Origin of the sequence: Acinetobacter sp. YH12063 (assembly GCF_013419715.1) — a bacterium.
Taxonomy (GTDB): domain Bacteria; phylum Pseudomonadota; class Gammaproteobacteria; order Pseudomonadales; family Moraxellaceae; genus Acinetobacter; species Acinetobacter amyesii.
The window spans coordinates 27,933-45,704 of the sequence record NZ_VOZO01000001.1; the positions used below are offsets into that span (position 1 = coordinate 27,933).

Genomic DNA, 17,772 nt, shown 5'->3' on the forward strand with positions numbered 1-17,772 from the left:
TTTTTAGCCGTTATGATGAAGCGCATTCACAAGTTAAAATTGCATTAGCATCAAGTTTTAAAAAAAGTATAAGATAAACACAATATCAATGGGATCCAATCTTTATGGCACTCGATCCAATCTGGAAACAACAGCTCACACTCGTCACTTATGGCAATGAATTTCTCAACCAAGGTTTAAGTTTTCAACGTTGGTTAAATCACCACATTTTTGATCAGCACAGTTTCCATTTTCGTGATTTGCTATCACAGCATTTATTGGCTCAACATTTCCAAATTTGGCTAGAAGGCTTAAAAAAACAAGGGGTACAACGCTTAAGTTTACATAGCTCCAGCTTACTGAATGATGAACAAAATCCGAATGCTAACGTTGAACTTCTTCCCTTTGCCCATTTTATTGTGAGCCACGAAAAAAATAAAAAGCAGGCATGGATTTTTGGTAAAGAACTTGCCGAGTGGTATAACGCAGAAAATGACTATGACGCACCTGCATCCCAACAACTGCAAATTCGTCGAGAAACCTTTTGGCGCTATGAGCTGAACCATAAACTCATTAAACGCATCGAAGCGGATATGCAGTTACCAAGATGGGATGATATTCATAACTTCACTGAAGCAGAATTATTTTTACAAAAACCTGCGGAAGGTTTTATTGAGCCGGAGGTGTTAGGCACACCTTATTATGGTACGCAGCCTGATCTAAGCAGCGAATCAAATGAATCCGCAAAACTTGCACTCTTGCCAACGGATGCACAAGCGGATTTCGCACATGACAGCTTACATCGCCTAGAAGCATTAAACCGCCATATTCAGTCTAAAATTCAGCATCCCTATCACGCAGATGGCAGCATCTATACACCTGAAGAACAGTTAAATTTGCGACATTTTGCTCAAAAAACTGAAGATTTAACGGCAAAATTTATTGTGAAAGTCGCCAATCACTATAAAACTGCACGCTTAACTCCTGTTGTTGAAAGCTCTCCTCTGGATGGTTTTAAAACTGAACAAAGAAAATCAAATCCTCAGCATGCACACCCGGCTAACTCGCCTCATAAACCCGGTGCAGGTGGAGTGATTACCTTAATTATTATTACGGTAGTGATTTGCTTATTGGCTTATTACTTCGGACTTTAACTGTATAAATGTGATCAACACTAAAAAGCCCTTCTCATGGAAGGGCTTTTTTATGAACATGCTTATGTATGAAAGACCTCAAAATTATGAGGTCGTTAAATAATTAAACGGACGAATTTCTAATCGAACGCGATGCTGATCGGCATGTTGATTAATATAATGACTGACAGAGACTACTTCCCCCTCAAGCTCTGCGTCTGCACCATACATGATTTTGACCGCCTCACCTTTGCGGGGAATCATTTCGAGCTCTACAGTAATGCTACCTTGACCCATTCCAACAATTTCAGCCAACATTTTATTTTCCTTTTGTTTTTTCTATCCATACATTAGGCATGGCGCAAAGCTTGGTATAAAGATTATTTCTGTAACTTGGCTGCACTTTTTATTGATAAACATCAAAACTTAAACATCAAAAACATAAGAGTCCAATTGTTCTAAAAACGCATCCACTGCAGTTGGTGACTCTAATCGAATCCATTGAATATGTTGATATTCAGGTGCATTCATCATCTGTAGATATTTTTCACGATTTTTTTTATGGGTCTTAATCATCCACCAAATAATTGAATCTCGACCAAACATTCGCCACAGACTTTCCTGATTATTTGAATCAGGCCAAAGATCTTGTTTGGACTTAGCCCGAGAAATCGCGCGCTTTACTGAGCGGTATAAATTGACTGGAAACGGTAGATCGAGCCAAATCACCGTATCTATTTCCGACCATTTCACCGGAATCGCCCGAGTATAGTTGCCATCAATAACATAACCATTTTTTGCTTTGGCAATTTCAGCTTCGATACGTGCAAAAAAGATTTCGTCAGGACACTCCTGCCAATCATCCAGCCAAAATAGGTTATCCAGTTCAATATAATGTAACCCTAATTTTTCCGCCAAAGCTCTGGAAAAGGTTGATTTTCCAGTGGCTGATGTACCGACTACGTTTATTCTTTTCATTGTCATGATGATCTACTTGAGTCTGGTGAATCTACTTCAAGATAACAGTATTAGATAAGATAGGTTAACTTTTATTCTTTACGATAATCCAAAAGATCTGCATCGATATTGATAAAGTCAATTTCAATTGCAGTATAAAAACACACTTTTCACAGACTATATTGATCCAATAATTTTTCAGTTGGTATTTATCCATTCATTTATGGCCGTCCCCCCCCCCTATCTGCACGCCTTATAAAAAAAACAGATTCTAGCTGTCCCCAGATGAATGAATTAATTCTGCCCACAATTATGATGAACATGCGCAATATAAATACCTTCCCGTTCTGAGCGAAAAGCGCCGTGTGCATGTGCGGGCCTTCAACTGAGCATTAAACAAACCGGCCAGGCAACAAGATCGATGCTAAACATTGAAATCCTGACATAATACGCACAAACCGTGGCTCGGGGCGCAGCACCTACCTAGCCTATTCATTTTCAGATATAATTTAGCGCTAAGCATCGATCAAATATTCAAAATTTAAATATAGTAACCAAACACTTAAATATAAAATTTCAACATAATTATTATGAGACTTTATGAAAACAGAATTTGACATTTATGCTAAAAAACCGCTGATTTCATGGCCAACAATTTTAATGCTTATTTTACTAGGCATTGCGATGGTCTTTATTATACCTTTTTTCAAATGGTTTAGAGATCAAGCTCAACCGCTTAACGTCAGCATAGTGATTGAATACCTGCAATTCACCCTAAAAAATTTCCCGATTTACAAGCTGCAAGCCGATCATGCCCAGCTGATCCTGCTCTACATCGTATCTATAATTGTCATTGATTACTTAAAAACGCAGATTAAACTGGTCATTACGCCTGATAAAATTTATTACCGCTTGTGGAAAATACCTCTCAGCACATTCATTCAGCGGCAGGAGGTAGAATACTGTCAATTTGCCATTCTTGGTATAAAACGCCCAAAACGGATCTCATGGCTGCAGCGTCCCATTTATCAGACTGCCAACAAAGAAAATCCACAGCTTTTATTCTTCCCCCTTAAAAATGTTCAATCTCAATTGCACCTTGCATGCTTAAGTGAACATGAAAAAGGGCAGCTGATTCAAATACTCAAACAATATTATAATTTTCAGGATGAGATTGCGGCGCTGACGCTTTCTCAAGAAGATCTGCAAAATTTAATTCTGCAAACCAAGATCAGCCCGCGGATCGCCTACCTGATTATCGGCAGCGTTCCTATTGGTATTTTGGGCTTATATTTAAACGCGCAAGCGCAGTTCTTTTACATTTCCAATTATCCGGTTTTGCTGTGTTTGGCCATTATTTTTCTGCTGATTTTCATTCCAAGCGTATTGTGGATACAAAAAGATATTCCCCAAATGGCGTTTACAGGAAGCGTGCTGTCCAGTACATTTTTAACGCTGAGCCTGAGCTTTTTTCTAATGCCGGTATTGCATAGTTATTATGCTTTGCATTTTGGCACTCATAAAATGACCGATGCGCAATTAATCTCAATGGATGCAGATGGTCAGAAATGGTTGTTATTAGACAACCAGCAAACTTTTCATATTTTACCCAAAACACCTTTCTACAACACGCACTTTAAAATAAATGCAATTTATGAATTTCCCATTTATTATCATTGGCATAACTATCATTTTCAGCACCGAGACCTTGCTTATGTCCAGCTTAAAACAAAAACCGATTAATATTGGTTAAGCTTACATAAGAATTTAAAGCCCAAAAAAAGACCGCTAAAAGCGGTCCCTTTTTAAGTCATAAAGACTTATGCAGCTAATGCATCTTTAGCTTTAGAAGCTAAAGCAGCAAACGCAACTGCGTCATGCATAGCGATGTCAGCAAGTACGCGACGGTCGATAATCACTTGAGCTTTTTTCAAGCCAGCGATCATACGGCTGTACGACAAACCATTTTGACGAGCACCGGCATTGATACGCGCAATCCATAGAGCACGGAATTGACGTTTCTTTTGACGACGGTCACGGTAAGCATATTGACCTGCTTTGATTACTGCTTGGAACGCTACGCGATATACGCGTGAACGAGCGCCGTAGTAACCTTTAGCACGAGCAAGAATTTTTTTATGACGGCGATGAGCCTGTACACCACGTTTAACACGAGCCATTTATAATCTCCTTAGATGTATGGGCACATACGGCGAACTGAAGCAACGTCACTTACGTGAACCATTACACAGCCGCGTAATTGACGGATACGCTTAGCAGATTTTTTGGTCAAAATGTGTCGTTTGAACGCTTGGTGACGTTTAAAACCGTTTGCAGTTGGCTTGAAGCGTTTAGCTGCACCACGGCGAGTTTTCATCTTAGGCATAAGAACCTCTTTTGAACACCTGTTCGGCACGTCTGCACCATTGCAAAGACGCCCTGCAGGTAAGGGAGCGAGTATTCTAAAGCATCTTTGCTCAAAACAAAAGCGAATCTTTCTACCGAATATCGAACTTAATTAATTTTCTGATATAGATTTTCCGATGATTTTAGAAGCGATGCCCAATAAGGCTTATATAATGTCGGCACGCCAACTATTAATGTCCATTATGAAACCTGCACAGGATGCTTTTGCAGCCCTACGTTATCGGGATTTCTCGATTGTTACGCTTAATCAATTTTGTTTGACCTTAGCCATTTTGATTCAAGAAATTATTGTTGCTTACTCACTGTATCAAATCACTAAAGACCCGCTAACACTGGGCTTAATTGGTTTAGCCGAAGCAATTCCTTTTATTGCTCTCTCTTTGTGGGGAGGATACTTTGCAGATCGTTTCAATAAACAGACCATTATGAAAATTTGTCTGTTTTTTTCTGTACCGATGCCACTGATTCTTTGGGGGTTATTTCACCAATATGGTCTCGGCCAAATTGATGTCACCCAACTGTCTTGGGGGATTTATGCGGTCATTTTTGGGCTTGGAACGATCCGTGGTTTCTATAATCCCTCGGCAACGTCGCTTAAACCTTTTTTAATCCCGCGGGAGCTCTATGCCAATGGTGCAACATGGACAACGATTGGTTGGCAAAGTGGGGTGATTATTGGGCCAATGCTTGGCGGTTTTATGTTGGCATTTTTAGGCCGTGAAACCAGCTTACTCAGTGTTGCGGCGCTACTAACGGTCTGCTTCGTTCTCATTAACCTACTCAATAAACGCAGTTTTCCTAAAATTGAATCTGACAATTTAAAAGATAGTTTAAGTGAAGGTTTTCGATTTATCTGGAAAACCAAAATTGTCCTTTGGGCGATTTCACTCGATTTAGTTTCTGTGCTTTTTGGTGGCGTGATTGCCCTCTTACCGATTTTTGCCGAAGATATTTTAAAAGTGGGGCCTGAAGGTTTAGGCTACTTACGGGCAGCACCGTCTATTGGCGCCCTGATCACTATGATTGCATTGACCAAATTCCCTCCAACTCATCATGCATGGCGTAATATGTTATTGGCTGTAGCGGGTTTTGGTGTATTTACCATTTTATTCGCATTTTCAAGCAATCTTTGGTTATCACTCTTTGCACTGGCAATGACTGGGGCATGTGACAGCGTGTCTGTGGTGGTTCGTCAGACCATTTTGCAACTTTATCCACCTGAAAATATGCGGGGTCGTGTTGCTGCGGTGAATGGCATGTTTGTTTCTAGCAGTAATGAACTTGGAGCTTTTGAATCGGGACTTGCAGCAAAATACATGGGCACGATTATGGCGACACTTTTTGGTGGCTGTATGACCATGGCTGTAGTTGCGATCAGTTGGGCAAAAACTCGTGATTTGTTTGGGATCGACATTACCCATCAGTCAAAAAAATAATGGCATATTTTCCATTTAAACCTTGCCAGTATTTCCAATACAGGAAATACTGCGCAGCAATATCGACGCATTCATCACTCACATTGTGATCTTAGAATAGACTTATGAAACAATATCTGTGCTTAACCCTTTTGGCCTGCGCTCCATTTTCTACAGCGTTTAGTGCTTCTACCAAAACCCACCAACTTCCGGCACAGAATATTGAAGTTGCTCCTGCGCATTTAACTACACGCTTAAATTGGTCGGTTTTTCCAAAACCGGTATATGCCAATGAAGACCTCAAGCAACGTGACCGCGCGGCCATTATTCGTGTTACAGCAAATGCAAAAGGCACCATTACCGATGCAAGTGTTGAAGAAAGTACAGGGGTCGATCAACTCGACCGAATCTTAATTGCTGCTGTCAAAAAAGCTAAAGTCAAGCCACATTTAGAAAATGGTGAAGCCAAAGCCATTATTGGCTATCAAGCGTTTAATTTGAGAGTTAAAGGCAATACGCCTGAATGTGATTTCAACTTTGATTCAAAAGTTTGGAATGCACAAAGTGCAAATAAGAAAACGCCATTCCAATATGTATCTCAACCAAAATTAGATCTCACTAGTCATGAGTTGAAACAGCACGATCGTAAAGTCAAATTTAACTTTAAAGTGGACAAACACGGACAAGTGAAAAAGGTGAAGATCAAGCAAGGCTCTGGCATTTATGCACTCGATCAGAAAGTCGTTGAAGCACTAAGAAATAGTCAGATCTCGGTTAAACGTACTGCGAGCACCCTTTGGATCTACAAAAAGTCGAACTTTAAAGATGAAATTCAGTTTCAAGTAAATGGCTGTAAATAAGTAATAGATTCAACATTTCAAACAGGGATTGAATGTTTCAATGCCCTGTTTTATCTCAGAAGAAACCTAAAAATATAAGATAAATACAGAGATAACGCCCGGTTTTCGCTACGGTCACCATGAACACAAAGCGCCAGAAGTTTTCTTTCATTAAACCCGCAATTAAAGTAATAGGGTCTCCAATCATCGGCAGCCAACTCAGTAGCAAAGACCAATAACCATATTTGTGATAAATACCCTGTGCCTGCTGCATTTTCAGCTCTGACACGGGAAACCATGTTTTATTTTTATAATGTTCTACTTTTAAACCGAGCCACCAATTCACACAAGAACCGAGAATATTACCAATACTGGCCACCACAATCAGCAGCCATGGATTATGTTGACCATAGCTCAACAAGCCGAGCAATACGGCTTCGGACTGTAAAGGAAGTAAGGTCGCAGCCCCAAATGCCGCGAAGAATAAAACTAAAAACGACCACATCGAAACGAATGCTTAGAGACCTAATTTTTTCTTCGACTTCAAATATTCAAAATTTGACCAAAGCACTGCTGCAACAATTACAACGATTCTCGACCATTTATATTGTGAAGAAATCGGTTCAATCGCAGCTCGCATCAAGTTTTGATCTTTGGTATGTAAATCTGCAAGAATATTTTGCACATGCACAATTTCAGCGACAAATAGCACTAAGCAGCCTGCAATACCAAAAATAATACTCCAATAGATTCTTGGGTTATTTTCAACAATACGGGTAAAATTTAAGAAAAAGTCTTTCATCGCAAAATCGTCCAACTAAGCCGTCAACAACGCGTTCTTTTCGGCAGCGCCGCATTCTAACACAGCGTTAGAATTTTCTTCCGTCCTATCTAAAATCTTAAGGTGAGTCTTTCCGCACTTTACTTTTATACATGAGACTTCTAATCTGCCACGCAAATATTGAATAATTTTAACTCACTTTATGAAAAAAATTCTTTGCTTAAGTTTTATCGTGTTATTACAAATTTTGACCGCTTTATATGCACAAAGTCCTTCTGAAGTTGCCAAACAACACCTGATTACACAAGATCAAATGATTTGGCAAAAGCGACCTATCTTTAACTTCAACAATGACGATCTGGGCAATCAAAATCGTGACCTTAGTTTTAAATTGTATGTTTTAGCCACCGGCGAAGTTCAAAAAGCTGAATTAATCAAAAGCTCTGGACTTACACACATTGATAAGCGGGTTGAGCAGTCACTTTTACGTGCCAAGTTCAAACCTTTTATCGAAAATGGTGTAGCTTACCCCTTTGTTGCCCTACAGCCCTTCTCACTCAAGACCCTGAAAGAAAACCAAAGACCTTGGTGGAAAAAGCTTCTATTCATTTCATAAAAAAAAGAGCATGTTTCCATGCTCTTTTTTTAAACGTGTATTGCTAAGGCTTTTTGTACCGCTGGACGGGCCGTCAGTCGATCGATATAGTCTTTCACGTATGGATAATCTTCCAGCTGAATTTGCTGCCATTCATGACGCAGTGCCCAAGGCAGAATAGCCATATCTGCAATCGAATACTCTCCAGCCACAAATTTTTGACCAATCAACTGATGGTTCAAAACTTTATATAAGCGTTTAGATTCATTTACATAACGTTCAGTTGCATACGGAATACGTTCAGGTGCAAAACGACTAAAATGATGATTTTGTCCTAACATGGGCCCAAAACCACCCATTTGCCACATCAACCATTGTTCAACTTCAACGCGCTCAAACTCATCTTCTGGATAAAACAAACCTGTTTTACGTCCAAGATATTGCAGAATCGCACCAGACTCAAAAACTGAAATTGACTCTCCTCGTGGGCCATTCTGATCCACGATTGCAGGGATTTTATTGTTCGGAGAAATTCTCAAAAAGTCTGGCTGAAATTGATCATTTTCCAAGATATTAATCGGAAAAATTTGGTATTCCAACCCCATTTCTTCTAAAGCGATGGTAATTTTATGTCCATTGGGTGTACCCCAATAGTAGAGATCAATCATCTATATTCCTTTTTAATTTTCAGTAAGGCAATCTTATTTTGCTTTATGTATAACATGTTTAATCCAGTGAAAGCTTGTCAATTTTTCTGCAAAGTAACGTTAAAATGTGAATTATCACTTTGCTTTTAAAATCACTTAAGGTACAAAAATTCAAAAAATATAATTTTTTTATAAATTCCCTTGAAAAAAATCAGCACAGACCGATATTGATACATGTACAAGGATCAAACGATCTTGTTAGTGAACAGTGGATGCCAAGCATCACTGAACATTTCTTATTGTTACAACTTTGCTTATTAAAGAGAGTTCTAATTATGAGTAGTTTAAATCTTAACCCACTTTTCCGTCGTAGCATTGGTTTTGATCGTTTCAACGATTTATTTGATTATGCCATGCAAAGCGACACACCAAATTACCCGCCATACAATATTGAAAAAACGGCTGAAAATAGCTATCGCATTGTGGTGGCAACCGCAGGTTTTACAGAAGATGAACTTTCGCTAAACTTAGAAAATCAAGTGCTAAGCATTTCAGGTAAACCAACTGAAGCGCAAGATACAACTGTGGAATTCCTGCATAAAGGCATTGCTCGTCGTACATTTAAACTGTCTTTACGCTTAGATGAACATATAGAAGTGCAACAAGCCCTATATGAAAATGGTTTATTGACAGTGGACTTACAGCGTATTATTCCTGAAGAAAAACTACCACGCCAAATTCCAATTGGCAAAAAGGCATTGATAGAAAGTCCTGTCCAAGAAAATATCGCTGAGTAAACTCTCATAAAAAAAAAGACCCTTCGGGGTCTTTTTTATATTAAGAAAATTAGTTAGATTCAAAACATGACAAACAAGAATAAAAAATCATGCCATCTCAAGAATATAGTGTCTCGATTCCAATTTATATGTTTCGTTTTTTATCTATTCTCAACTTAATCTTACCCATAGGTGTTTTTAATGAATCCTTGGTGGGTCTGGCTTACAAGCTGCTCATCTACTCTTTTTAAATTTTGGCGTATCTTGCAAAAAATAATCCTACTCTGTATTACTATCTATTTATATGAAATGTACTTTGTTCTGATTGCTTTTATGACATGGAATATACGACCTAATATTACCAAGATGAAAATCTATTGGAGGGTACTGAAAACCCCTATTTCACGGCCTGTTTTATGTAAATAGATCTCACATAGTTAGCTCAATAAAAAGCTTTGCTCACTTTATACCTACATTAAAACTAAATTAAAGCATTTCAAAACGTCTGAATCGAAACAACGATTGAATATCAATTAAAATATAATCAAATTTGTCTTTCTTAAAGAAACTTACTTAATACTCTCAGACATAAGTTCGCATTCATGAATTTTGCTCTATTTTCCAATCAATACGCAGCAAAAATTATTTGTGCCCTTGAACATCATTGAGATTAAAAAACCAAAATATAGGCAAAAAAAAGCACTGCAAATGCAGTGCTTTTTTAATGGATACTTACTTTTTCTTTTTAGGACCAAGTAGCATACCCATTTGACGGCCTTCCATTTTTGGTGTTTGTTCAACAACACCATAGTCAACCACGTCAGCTTCAATTTTTTGCAATTGAGCCAAACCTAACTGTTGGTGTGCCATTTCACGACCACGGAAACGAAGCGTGATTTTTACCTTATTGCCTTCTTCAAGGAACTTGATAATGGCACGTAGTTTAACGTTGTAGTCACCAACATCAGTACCAGGGCGTAGCTTGATTTCTTTCACCTGTACTTGATGTTGTTTTTTCTTCGCTTCTTTTTGCTTTTGTTTTAGATCAAACAAATGCTTGTTGAAATCCATGATTTTGCAGACTGGTGGCTCAGCATTGGCAACGATCTCAACAAGGTCAAGATCTACTGCTTCTGCAGCACGCAAAGCGTCAGCAAGAGATACAATCCCTTTTTGCTCGCCATTTTCGTCTACTAGACGGACTTCTTTTGCACGAATTTCATCATTCAAGGCAGGACGGTTTGACTTTCCGCCCTGTTGATTACGGTCAGGCTGTTTAATCGCTTTTACTCCACAATGTACCGGCCGCGTTCGGCTACGGCTGCTTTTACTAGGTCAACGAATGCATCAATTGACATAGTACCCAAATTTTTTCCAGAGCGAGTACGGACGTTTACAGTACCTTCCTCAACTTCACGGTCCCCAAGAACCAATAAGTAAGGAATACGCTCTAAAGTACGTTCACGAATCTTAAAGCCGATTTTCTCATTTCTCAAGTCTGAAATCGCGCGGATACCGCTTTCTTTAAGTTTAGCGACGACTGACTCACATGCTTCAGCTTGTGAATCGGTAATGTTCATCACACATGCTTGAATTGGAGACAACCAAGGTGGCATGAAACCAGCATAGTGTTCAATAAGTATACCAATAAAACGCTCGAAACTGCCAAGTATTGCGCGGTGCAACATTACAGGCTGATCACGGTCGTTATCTTCAGTCACATAAGATGCGTCAAGACGTTCTGGTAAGTTAAAGTCACATTGAATTGTACCGCACTGCCATACACGACCTAAGCAGTCTTTCAATGAGAATTCAATTTTCGGACCGTAGAATGCACCTTCACCCGGTTGAAGTTCCCACTCTAGGCCTGCAGCATCTAAAGCATCTGCTAAAGATTTTTCTGCCATGTCCCAAAGTTTGTCATCACCTACACGTTTTTCTGGACGTGTCGACAATTTCATTTGAACTTCTTCAAAACCAAAGTCTTTATAAACATCTAAAGTCAATTTAATGAAGTCTGCAACTTCAGTACCGATTTGTTCTTTCGTACAGAAGATATGCGCATCATCTTGTGTAAAGCCACGTACACGCATAATACCGTGTAATGAACCTGATGGTTCGTTACGGTGACATGAACCAAACTCAGCCAAACGAATTGGAAGATCACGGTAAGATTTCAAACCTTGGTTGAAGACTTGCACGTGACATGGGCAGTTCATTGGTTTTACTGCATAGTTACGGTTCTCTGAGTGAGTCGTAAACATGTTTTCAGCATAGTTTGCTGCGTGACCTGATTTTTCCCAAAGCGTGAAATCAACCACTTGCGGTGTACGGATTTCTTGGTAACCGTTGGCTTGTTGAACTTTACGCATGTATTGTTCAAGCACTTGGTAAATCGTCCAGCCGTTTGGATGCCAGAACACCATACCCGGCGCTTCTTCTTGCATATGGAACAAGTCTAACGCTTTACCAATTTTACGGTGATCGCGTTTTTCAGCTTCTTCAATACGTTTAATGTAGGCAGCTAACTGTTTTTTGTCAGCCCAAGCTGTACCGTAAATACGTTGCAGCTGTTCGTTTTTCGCATCACCGCGCCAGTAAGCACCAGAGATTTTAGTCAACTTGAACGATTTTAAGAATTTAGTATTTGGAACGTGCGGACCACGACACATATCCAAGTAGTCTTGATGGTAATACAAGCCCATTTCAGTTTCTTCAGGCATGTCTTCGATCAGACGCAGTTTGTATTCTTCGCCGCGTGCAGTGAACTCTTTGATCACTTCATCACGTGGAGTCATTTTTTTGATGACATCATAGTCTTGGTCGATGAGCTTTTTCATGCGCTCTTCGATTGCTGCCATGTCGTCTAAAGTAAACGGACGTGGCATCCAGATGTCATAGTAGAAACCTTCTTCAATGACAGGACCAATGACCATCTTTGCTTCTGGGAACAATTGCTTAACGGCATGACCCACCAAGTGCGCACAAGAGTGACGAATGATGTGAATACCATCTTCATCTTTAGGCGTGATGATTTGTAGGCTAGCATCTTCTGTAATTAAATCAGACGCATCAACTAAACGATCGTTTACACGACCCGCAACTGTATTTTTTGCTAGACCAGGACCGATGCTTTGAGCAACTTCCATCACAGACACGGCATGATCAAATTCTTTTTGATCGCCATTTGGCAAAGTGATAATTGGCATATAAAAATCCTTAAGGAGTGATGCCCCGTACAATGGAGCATGTCACCGCGAGATTATGATCGAGGGAGACCCCCCAAAAGATAAAAACGGTGGATAAATAAAATTCGACCTAAATTTTACACGCCCTGCCAACTTTAATAAACCTCTAATCCCATGGAAGTTGATTTTTCTGCCTCCTTTTACAAGACTCCTGATAATTCAAGCAGATTTCAACTGAAATGCGCTTTATGCTGTCAACATAATAATCACGTTCTCATTCATAACTGATGTTACGCACGTAAAAAAAAATTGCGAAACAATTGAACCAAAGAACGTAAGGACGCTTTTTTATTCTCTGAAGGTTTCAAAGGCCATGAATTGAGCGGCTTGGTACAACCAAAGCTGTGCAAATTGAGGGATGATCATTTCACTCTGGGTAGGGCGTAAAAAAATATAATCATCTACGTCTATGCTGCTTGTCTGTGGAATTTGCACAAGTTCCTGATTACTACTTCGACCATATAATGCATGGGGCTGACTGCCTTGAGGATAAACATAGTCCCCTCGCCAATAGCCTCCATAAATAAACACAGCCTGAGATTTTGCCCAACGACTGAGCCATTCTAACTGTGGTAATTCAGTCCGCGGCAACACTTTTAACACGGGTGTGGCGAGCCACAAGGCACTTTGGAAAGCTTGTAAATTTTTCAGTTCAAAATCTGCGGGTTTTAATAACATCGAGCCAAACGAGACTTCGTTACAGACGCTCTGCTGATAATGAAAACTAAAACTAGGACTACCACCACCATTCCAACAGGTGTATTCATCACATAAGGTTGGGTAGCGCTGTTGTACATAAGCTTTGAATTGTTGATAACTTTGCTGGGACTGTTGATAAGTCTGTTCAGCAGATTGGATCAGCCGTGGAATCTTCGCCACATGTGCGTCATAGCCCATTAATCCTGAAAATTTTAAATGTTGAGGATGTTGAACGATTACATCCAAAATAGCCTTTAGCTCATCGATCGTTTTCAGACCACCGCGGTGTAAACCCACATCGATTTCAATATTGATGCGTAGACACAGTTGATGCTGCTCAGCAAATTTGAGGTATTGGGCTAAACGCTGTTCACTATCAATCAGCCATTGCACTTGCGATTGCGTGGCCTGCAAAACTGCCTTGTCTGCATGCTTCAAGGCCTGAATTGGCATCGGTTTTCCAAACAACACATCGGCTTGTGGCATCGACTCGAAAAGTGTTTTCAGATGTGCAAAATGAAATAGCATGAAACGCTGTGTCTTGAGCTGTGTAGCACAGTGTTGAAGCAATGCCATGCACGCCAAGGATTTCACTACCAAGCGCGGATGCAGACTATGTGGTATTTGCTGCTGAGTGATCACCAAGTTGTGATTTAATGCATCAACATCCACGATTAACTGGGGCATCCCCGTCCCGTTTTGCTTTAACAGCGTATTCAACTGTTGAAAATATGCATCCATGCCATCCCCTTTTTCATATCGTTCAATTGGTCTTCAGTGTTTAACCTTCCACGACGCTTATTCAATTAGTAATTGCTGTAGCTCTGGACTGAGCCACTTTTGCTGAGGATCTAATTCTTGTCGAATATTCAAAAAATCTTGCCACTTGGGGTACACATTTTGAAGCTGCCGCGCATTTAGGCTATGCAATTTCCCCCAATGCGGACGCCCGCCATATTTTAAAAAAATCGGCTCCACGAGCTTAAAGATGACTTGATAATCTTGCTTATAGAACTGATGCACCGAAATTGAGGCCGAATCTTGCTGATAAAACGGACTGAGCCAAATATCATCCCCACGTACAAGTCGATATTCTAGCGGGAAAAACATCGGAACCTTATGTCGTCGAAGGGTATGCAAAATTTCTTCTAAACAATTCATCCCGTGTTGCAGCGGAATCTGGTATTCCATCTCATTAAATTTGGTACTTCGAGCAGAAGGAAAAATTCGACTTGACCAGTCTACGTTGATCGAAGGTTTGACAAAAACACCTAATAATTTTTGTAGCCATGGATTCAGTGGTGGAAAAATTCGCGTCAATTCTGCACAAAGTTTGAGTAATACGTCGTCATCTAACCACTGTTCTTTTCGAGGTTGAAGGTTATCTTCCGTCTCATCTAAGGTTTTTAAAATAACCTGATCGGCATGACTAAATGCCCAAAACTCAATATGTCGATGTTCATATTGCCATTGCTGCATATTCTGCATGACATCGTTCAGTGGACATAATCGCGTCTGTTCTTTGAGTTTATACATCGGTCGATTTTGCAGCTGTACATGCGTCAGCACGCCTAAACTCCCGAGTGAAACACGCCCTGCTTGGAAAATTTCGCTGTTCTGTTCAGCACTGCATTGTAGTAACTCGCCCTGCGCGGTTAATAACTCAAACCCCTTAACCAGTGCCGATAAACACGGCAATTCGAGTCCTGTGCCATGTGTCCCTGTTGCGATAGCTCCAGCCAAACTTTGACGATCAATATCTCCTTGATTGATCAGTGCCTGATCAAAAGACGCGAGCTTCTCGCCCAAATCAAATAATCGTGTGCCAGCTTGGACGGTACTTTGGCAGCGTTCAGCATCGATATCTAGAATACCTTTGAGATGATCTAAACTTACTAAGGTATCTGTGGTTTTTGCCAAAGGGCTAAATGAGTGCCCTGCGCCAACCATACGAATCTTAGGTTGGGATTGAACCACCTCCATTAACTGCTCAAGATTTTTCGGTTGTATAAATGACTTCGGGATCGACTTCTGAGCACCTGACCAATTTTCCCATGCAATGTCGTGTTGAATTGTCATATTCATCCTTGTCGCCATACTTTTTATTGTATTCAGCTGTATTGTTTTATTTTTGATTTCCGCTTTTGCAATGTTAATGCACAAGCCATCTTGATTTTTTACTTAGATTATACGAAGTTAAGCATCTTCTCAAATTTAAGTTTATTGTTATAAAACAGCAAATAAGCAACGATCAATTAAAAAAAATATCATTCGTTTATACTCCCACAAAGACTATTCAAGGCGCTCTACATTATTCGTTAAGCATCATTCAAACCTGATCAATAAAAAGGATCACGCACGAAAACATCGGTAAAATCAGCATAAAAAACCAACAACTATTGTATATTTTTCAGCTAAATTATTTATGCTAAAAAATCAATTTTGAGAACCATAGGGTTCATTTTTGTCACTTTACTGTTTTTATTTTATTAAATTTCAATAACTTAAAAATTTAGTGTAAATACTCGACTAAAGCATAAATGCAGAGAAGCTACGGACTGAATTATTGTTAAGTCAGATTTAAAACAAATATACATGGACTTGGAGTACCACGATGGTTAGCGCATACGATGAATTGCCACGGACCCCGGCAAATTTTGTGGCACTTTCGCCTCTACGTTATTTAGAGCGTGCAGCCTATATTTATCCTGATCAGGATGCCATTATCCACGGCAATCGTCATATTTCATGGCGCCAAACGTATAACCGCTGTCGTCAATTTGCGCATCAGTTGCAACAATTAGGCATTGGCAAAAACGACACCGTGTCTGTGTTATTACCAAACGTTCCTGCTATGGTTGAAGCACACTTTGCCGTACCAATGGCGGGTGCGGTACTGAATACGCTAAATACACGCCTTGATGCGAAAACTATTGCCTTCATGCTGGAACATGCAGAAACCAAAGTCCTGTTGGTTGATCCTGAATTCACTCAAGTAGCCACAGAAGCTTTAGCTTTGATCGATCAAGAGATTTATGTCATTGATGTTGCAGATGCAGAGTTTGAAGGCACAGCACAACCGATTGGACAAATCGAATTTGAAGACTGGTTGGCGCAAGGCGATGCGAACTTTGAATGGCACTTACCTCAAGATGAATGGGATGCGATTAGTTTAAGCTATACCTCGGGTACCACAGGGAATCCAAAAGGCGTGGTGTATCATCACCGCGGCGCATATATCAATGCAGCGAGTAACATCATTGCTTGCGGCATGACGCCACGTGCAACGTATCTGTGGACGCTTCCTCTATTCCACTGTAATGGCTGGTGCTTTGCTTGGACAATGGCAGCCAATGGCGGAACCAATATTTGTCTACGTAAAATTGACCCTGAACTGATTTTCAAACTGATCGCAGAACACAAAGTAGATTATTTCTGCGGTGCGCCAATCGTACTTTCAATGATGATCAATACGCCTGAAGAGAAAAAAGCGCAATTTGACCATCGCGTTGAAGTGATGGTTGCTGGTGCAGCGCCACCTGCTGCGATTATTGAAGGGATGCGTAATATTGGTATCAATGTCACACATGTTTACGGTTTGACTGAAACCTATGGTCCATCGGCACTCTGCGCATCGCAAGCAGGCTGGTCTGATCTTTCCATTCAAGAACAAGCACAGTTGCATTCTCGCCAAGGTGTGCCATACCCGCTTCAAGATGGCATGAAAGTCATTGATCCTGAAACCATGTTACCTGTTCCGCATGATGGCCAGACCATGGGTGAAATCATGTTCCGTGGCAACATCGTAATGAAAGGTTATTTGAAAAACCCAGAAGCAACGGCTGAAGCTTTTGCCGGTGGCTGGTTCCATACCGGCGACTTAGCCGTCTGCCAACCCGACGGTTATGCCAAAATTACTGACCGCTCTAAAGATGTGATCATTTCAGGTGGTGAAAACATTTCATCACTCGAAGTGGAAGAAATTCTGTATCAACACCCTGCTGTACTGACAGCTGCAGTGGTTGCAAAACCTGACCCTCGTTGGCAAGAAGTGCCTTGTGCCTTTATTGAATTAAAAGCAGGTAAAGAAGCAACGCCTGAAGAACTGATCGAATTCTGTAAGCAGCACCTTGCACGTTTCAAAGTGCCAAAAGATGTGGTGATTACCGAAATTCCAAAAACCTCGACAGGTAAACTTCAAAAGTTTGTTTTACGTGAATGGGCTAAAGAGCGCTCTGTTGGTGAATTTGGTTAATATTAAAACTCAAAGCCAAGC

The 17,772-nt window shown here is 40.2% G+C and carries 18 protein-coding genes; 7 read left to right on the forward strand and 11 right to left on the reverse strand.

Annotation, left to right across the window (positions count from 1 at the left end; translation table 11 throughout):
- The first annotated feature begins 104 nt into the window (after positions 1-104).
- Entirely contained in the window at positions 105-1,133 is a 1,029-nt protein-coding gene (locus tag FTU12_RS00120) for a hypothetical protein (protein ID WP_180113501.1), read from the forward strand.
- A gap of 84 nt (positions 1,134-1,217) precedes the next feature.
- Here the strand turns inward: FTU12_RS00120 and FTU12_RS00125 are convergent, their stop codons facing one another.
- Together FTU12_RS00125 and FTU12_RS00130 are read right to left on the reverse strand one after the other, a co-directional pair.
- Entirely contained in the window at positions 1,218-1,430 is a 213-nt protein-coding gene (locus FTU12_RS00125) for a hypothetical protein (protein ID WP_111884721.1), read from the reverse strand.
- A gap of 108 nt (positions 1,431-1,538) precedes the next feature.
- The gene (locus tag FTU12_RS00130; protein ID WP_180113502.1) at positions 1,539-2,090 is read right to left on the reverse strand and encodes an AAA family ATPase; all 552 of its coding nucleotides are present in this window, start codon (positions 2,088-2,090) and stop codon (positions 1,539-1,541) included.
- A 579-nt stretch (positions 2,091-2,669) separates the two neighbouring features.
- On the opposite strand from FTU12_RS00130, the gene FTU12_RS00135 reads away from it, so the two are divergent.
- The gene (locus tag FTU12_RS00135; protein ID WP_180113503.1) at positions 2,670-3,812 is read left to right on the forward strand and encodes a hypothetical protein; all 1,143 of its coding nucleotides are present in this window, start codon (positions 2,670-2,672) and stop codon (positions 3,810-3,812) included.
- A gap of 77 nt (positions 3,813-3,889) precedes the next feature.
- On the opposite strand, the gene rplT is transcribed toward FTU12_RS00135, so the two are convergent.
- The gene (rplT, locus tag FTU12_RS00140; protein ID WP_004647525.1) at positions 3,890-4,249 is read right to left on the reverse strand and encodes a 50S ribosomal protein L20; all 360 of its coding nucleotides are present in this window, start codon (positions 4,247-4,249) and stop codon (positions 3,890-3,892) included.
- 11 nt (positions 4,250-4,260) lie between these two features.
- On the reverse strand, positions 4,261-4,455 hold the full coding sequence (gene rpmI, locus FTU12_RS00145) for a 50S ribosomal protein L35 (protein WP_065994397.1): 195 nt from the start codon (positions 4,453-4,455) through the stop codon (positions 4,261-4,263).
- A gap of 223 nt (positions 4,456-4,678) precedes the next feature.
- Between rpmI and FTU12_RS00150 the strand changes: the two genes are divergently transcribed.
- Both FTU12_RS00150 and FTU12_RS00155 read left to right on the forward strand, forming a co-directional pair.
- Positions 4,679-5,932 (forward strand): MFS transporter, encoded by a 1,254-nt coding sequence (locus FTU12_RS00150; protein ID WP_078192864.1) that lies wholly within the window; start codon positions 4,679-4,681, stop codon positions 5,930-5,932.
- 104 nt (positions 5,933-6,036) lie between these two features.
- Positions 6,037-6,771, forward strand: a complete 735-nt coding sequence (locus tag FTU12_RS00155) for an energy transducer TonB (protein ID WP_180113504.1) — start codon at positions 6,037-6,039, stop codon at positions 6,769-6,771.
- 55 nt (positions 6,772-6,826) lie between these two features.
- Here the strand turns inward: FTU12_RS00155 and FTU12_RS00160 are convergent, their stop codons facing one another.
- Positions 6,827-7,255, reverse strand: coding sequence for a YqaA family protein (locus FTU12_RS00160; RefSeq protein WP_078192638.1), 429 nt, complete (start codon positions 7,253-7,255; stop codon positions 6,827-6,829).
- A gap of 12 nt (positions 7,256-7,267) precedes the next feature.
- Positions 7,268-7,552, reverse strand: a complete 285-nt coding sequence (locus FTU12_RS00165; protein WP_078192639.1) for a hypothetical protein — start codon at positions 7,550-7,552, stop codon at positions 7,268-7,270.
- A gap of 181 nt (positions 7,553-7,733) precedes the next feature.
- Between FTU12_RS00165 and FTU12_RS00170 the strand changes: the two genes are divergently transcribed.
- Complete coding sequence (locus tag FTU12_RS00170) at positions 7,734-8,147, forward strand: energy transducer TonB (RefSeq protein WP_180113505.1); 414 nt, start codon at positions 7,734-7,736, stop codon at positions 8,145-8,147.
- 29 nt (positions 8,148-8,176) lie between these two features.
- Here FTU12_RS00170 and FTU12_RS00175 read toward each other — a convergent pair whose 3' ends face one another.
- A complete protein-coding gene (locus FTU12_RS00175) occupies positions 8,177-8,794 on the reverse strand; it encodes a glutathione S-transferase N-terminal domain-containing protein (protein WP_168378472.1) in 618 nt (205 codons plus the stop codon).
- Between the two features lie 314 nt (positions 8,795-9,108).
- On the opposite strand from FTU12_RS00175, the gene FTU12_RS00180 reads away from it, so the two are divergent.
- Complete coding sequence (locus FTU12_RS00180; protein WP_078192642.1) at positions 9,109-9,570, forward strand: Hsp20 family protein; 462 nt, start codon at positions 9,109-9,111, stop codon at positions 9,568-9,570.
- Positions 9,571-10,281: 711 nt separating this feature from the next.
- Here FTU12_RS00180 and infC read toward each other — a convergent pair.
- The 4 genes from infC to FTU12_RS00200 form a co-directional block, all read right to left on the reverse strand.
- Positions 10,282-10,830, reverse strand: coding sequence for a translation initiation factor IF-3 (gene infC / locus FTU12_RS00185; protein WP_078192643.1), 549 nt, complete (start codon positions 10,828-10,830; stop codon positions 10,282-10,284).
- A gap of 5 nt (positions 10,831-10,835) precedes the next feature.
- Positions 10,836-12,758, reverse strand: a complete 1,923-nt coding sequence (thrS, locus tag FTU12_RS00190; protein WP_078189589.1) for a threonine--tRNA ligase — start codon at positions 12,756-12,758, stop codon at positions 10,836-10,838.
- Positions 12,759-13,085: 327 nt separating this feature from the next.
- On the reverse strand, positions 13,086-14,237 hold the full coding sequence (locus FTU12_RS00195; RefSeq protein ID WP_180113506.1) for an alanine racemase: 1,152 nt from the start codon (positions 14,235-14,237) through the stop codon (positions 13,086-13,088).
- A 57-nt stretch (positions 14,238-14,294) separates the two neighbouring features.
- Entirely contained in the window at positions 14,295-15,575 is a 1,281-nt protein-coding gene (locus FTU12_RS00200; protein ID WP_180113697.1) for a D-arabinono-1,4-lactone oxidase, read from the reverse strand.
- Between the two features lie 535 nt (positions 15,576-16,110).
- Between FTU12_RS00200 and FTU12_RS00205 the strand changes: the two genes are divergently transcribed.
- Entirely contained in the window at positions 16,111-17,751 is a 1,641-nt protein-coding gene (locus tag FTU12_RS00205) for an acyl-CoA synthetase (protein WP_180113507.1), read from the forward strand.
- Positions 17,752-17,772 lie beyond the last annotated feature (21 nt).

Coding starts and splice junctions, on each gene's coding strand:
- FTU12_RS00120 (WP_180113501.1), top strand. CDS start 105: ATGGCACTCGATCCAATCTGGAAACAACAGCTCACACTCGTCACTTAT.
- FTU12_RS00125 (WP_111884721.1), bottom strand. CDS start 1,430: ATGTTGGCTGAAATTGTTGGAATGGGTCAAGGTAGCATTACTGTAGAG.
- FTU12_RS00130 (WP_180113502.1), bottom strand. CDS start 2,090: ATGAAAAGAATAAACGTAGTCGGTACATCAGCCACTGGAAAATCAACC.
- FTU12_RS00135 (WP_180113503.1), top strand. CDS start 2,670: ATGAAAACAGAATTTGACATTTATGCTAAAAAACCGCTGATTTCATGG.
- rplT (WP_004647525.1), bottom strand. CDS start 4,249: ATGGCTCGTGTTAAACGTGGTGTACAGGCTCATCGCCGTCATAAAAAA.
- rpmI (WP_065994397.1), bottom strand. CDS start 4,455: ATGCCTAAGATGAAAACTCGCCGTGGTGCAGCTAAACGCTTCAAGCCA.
- FTU12_RS00150 (WP_078192864.1), top strand. CDS start 4,679: ATGAAACCTGCACAGGATGCTTTTGCAGCCCTACGTTATCGGGATTTC.
- FTU12_RS00155 (WP_180113504.1), top strand. CDS start 6,037: ATGAAACAATATCTGTGCTTAACCCTTTTGGCCTGCGCTCCATTTTCT.
- FTU12_RS00160 (WP_078192638.1), bottom strand. CDS start 7,255: ATGTGGTCGTTTTTAGTTTTATTCTTCGCGGCATTTGGGGCTGCGACC.
- FTU12_RS00165 (WP_078192639.1), bottom strand. CDS start 7,552: ATGAAAGACTTTTTCTTAAATTTTACCCGTATTGTTGAAAATAACCCA.
- FTU12_RS00170 (WP_180113505.1), top strand. CDS start 7,734: ATGAAAAAAATTCTTTGCTTAAGTTTTATCGTGTTATTACAAATTTTG.
- FTU12_RS00175 (WP_168378472.1), bottom strand. CDS start 8,794: ATGATTGATCTCTACTATTGGGGTACACCCAATGGACATAAAATTACC.
- FTU12_RS00180 (WP_078192642.1), top strand. CDS start 9,109: ATGAGTAGTTTAAATCTTAACCCACTTTTCCGTCGTAGCATTGGTTTT.
- thrS (WP_078189589.1), bottom strand. CDS start 12,758: ATGCCAATTATCACTTTGCCAAATGGCGATCAAAAAGAATTTGATCAT.
- FTU12_RS00195 (WP_180113506.1), bottom strand. CDS start 14,237: ATGGATGCATATTTTCAACAGTTGAATACGCTGTTAAAGCAAAACGGG.
- FTU12_RS00200 (WP_180113697.1), bottom strand. CDS start 15,575: ATGACAATTCAACACGACATTGCATGGGAAAATTGGTCAGGTGCTCAG.
- FTU12_RS00205 (WP_180113507.1), top strand. CDS start 16,111: ATGGTTAGCGCATACGATGAATTGCCACGGACCCCGGCAAATTTTGTG.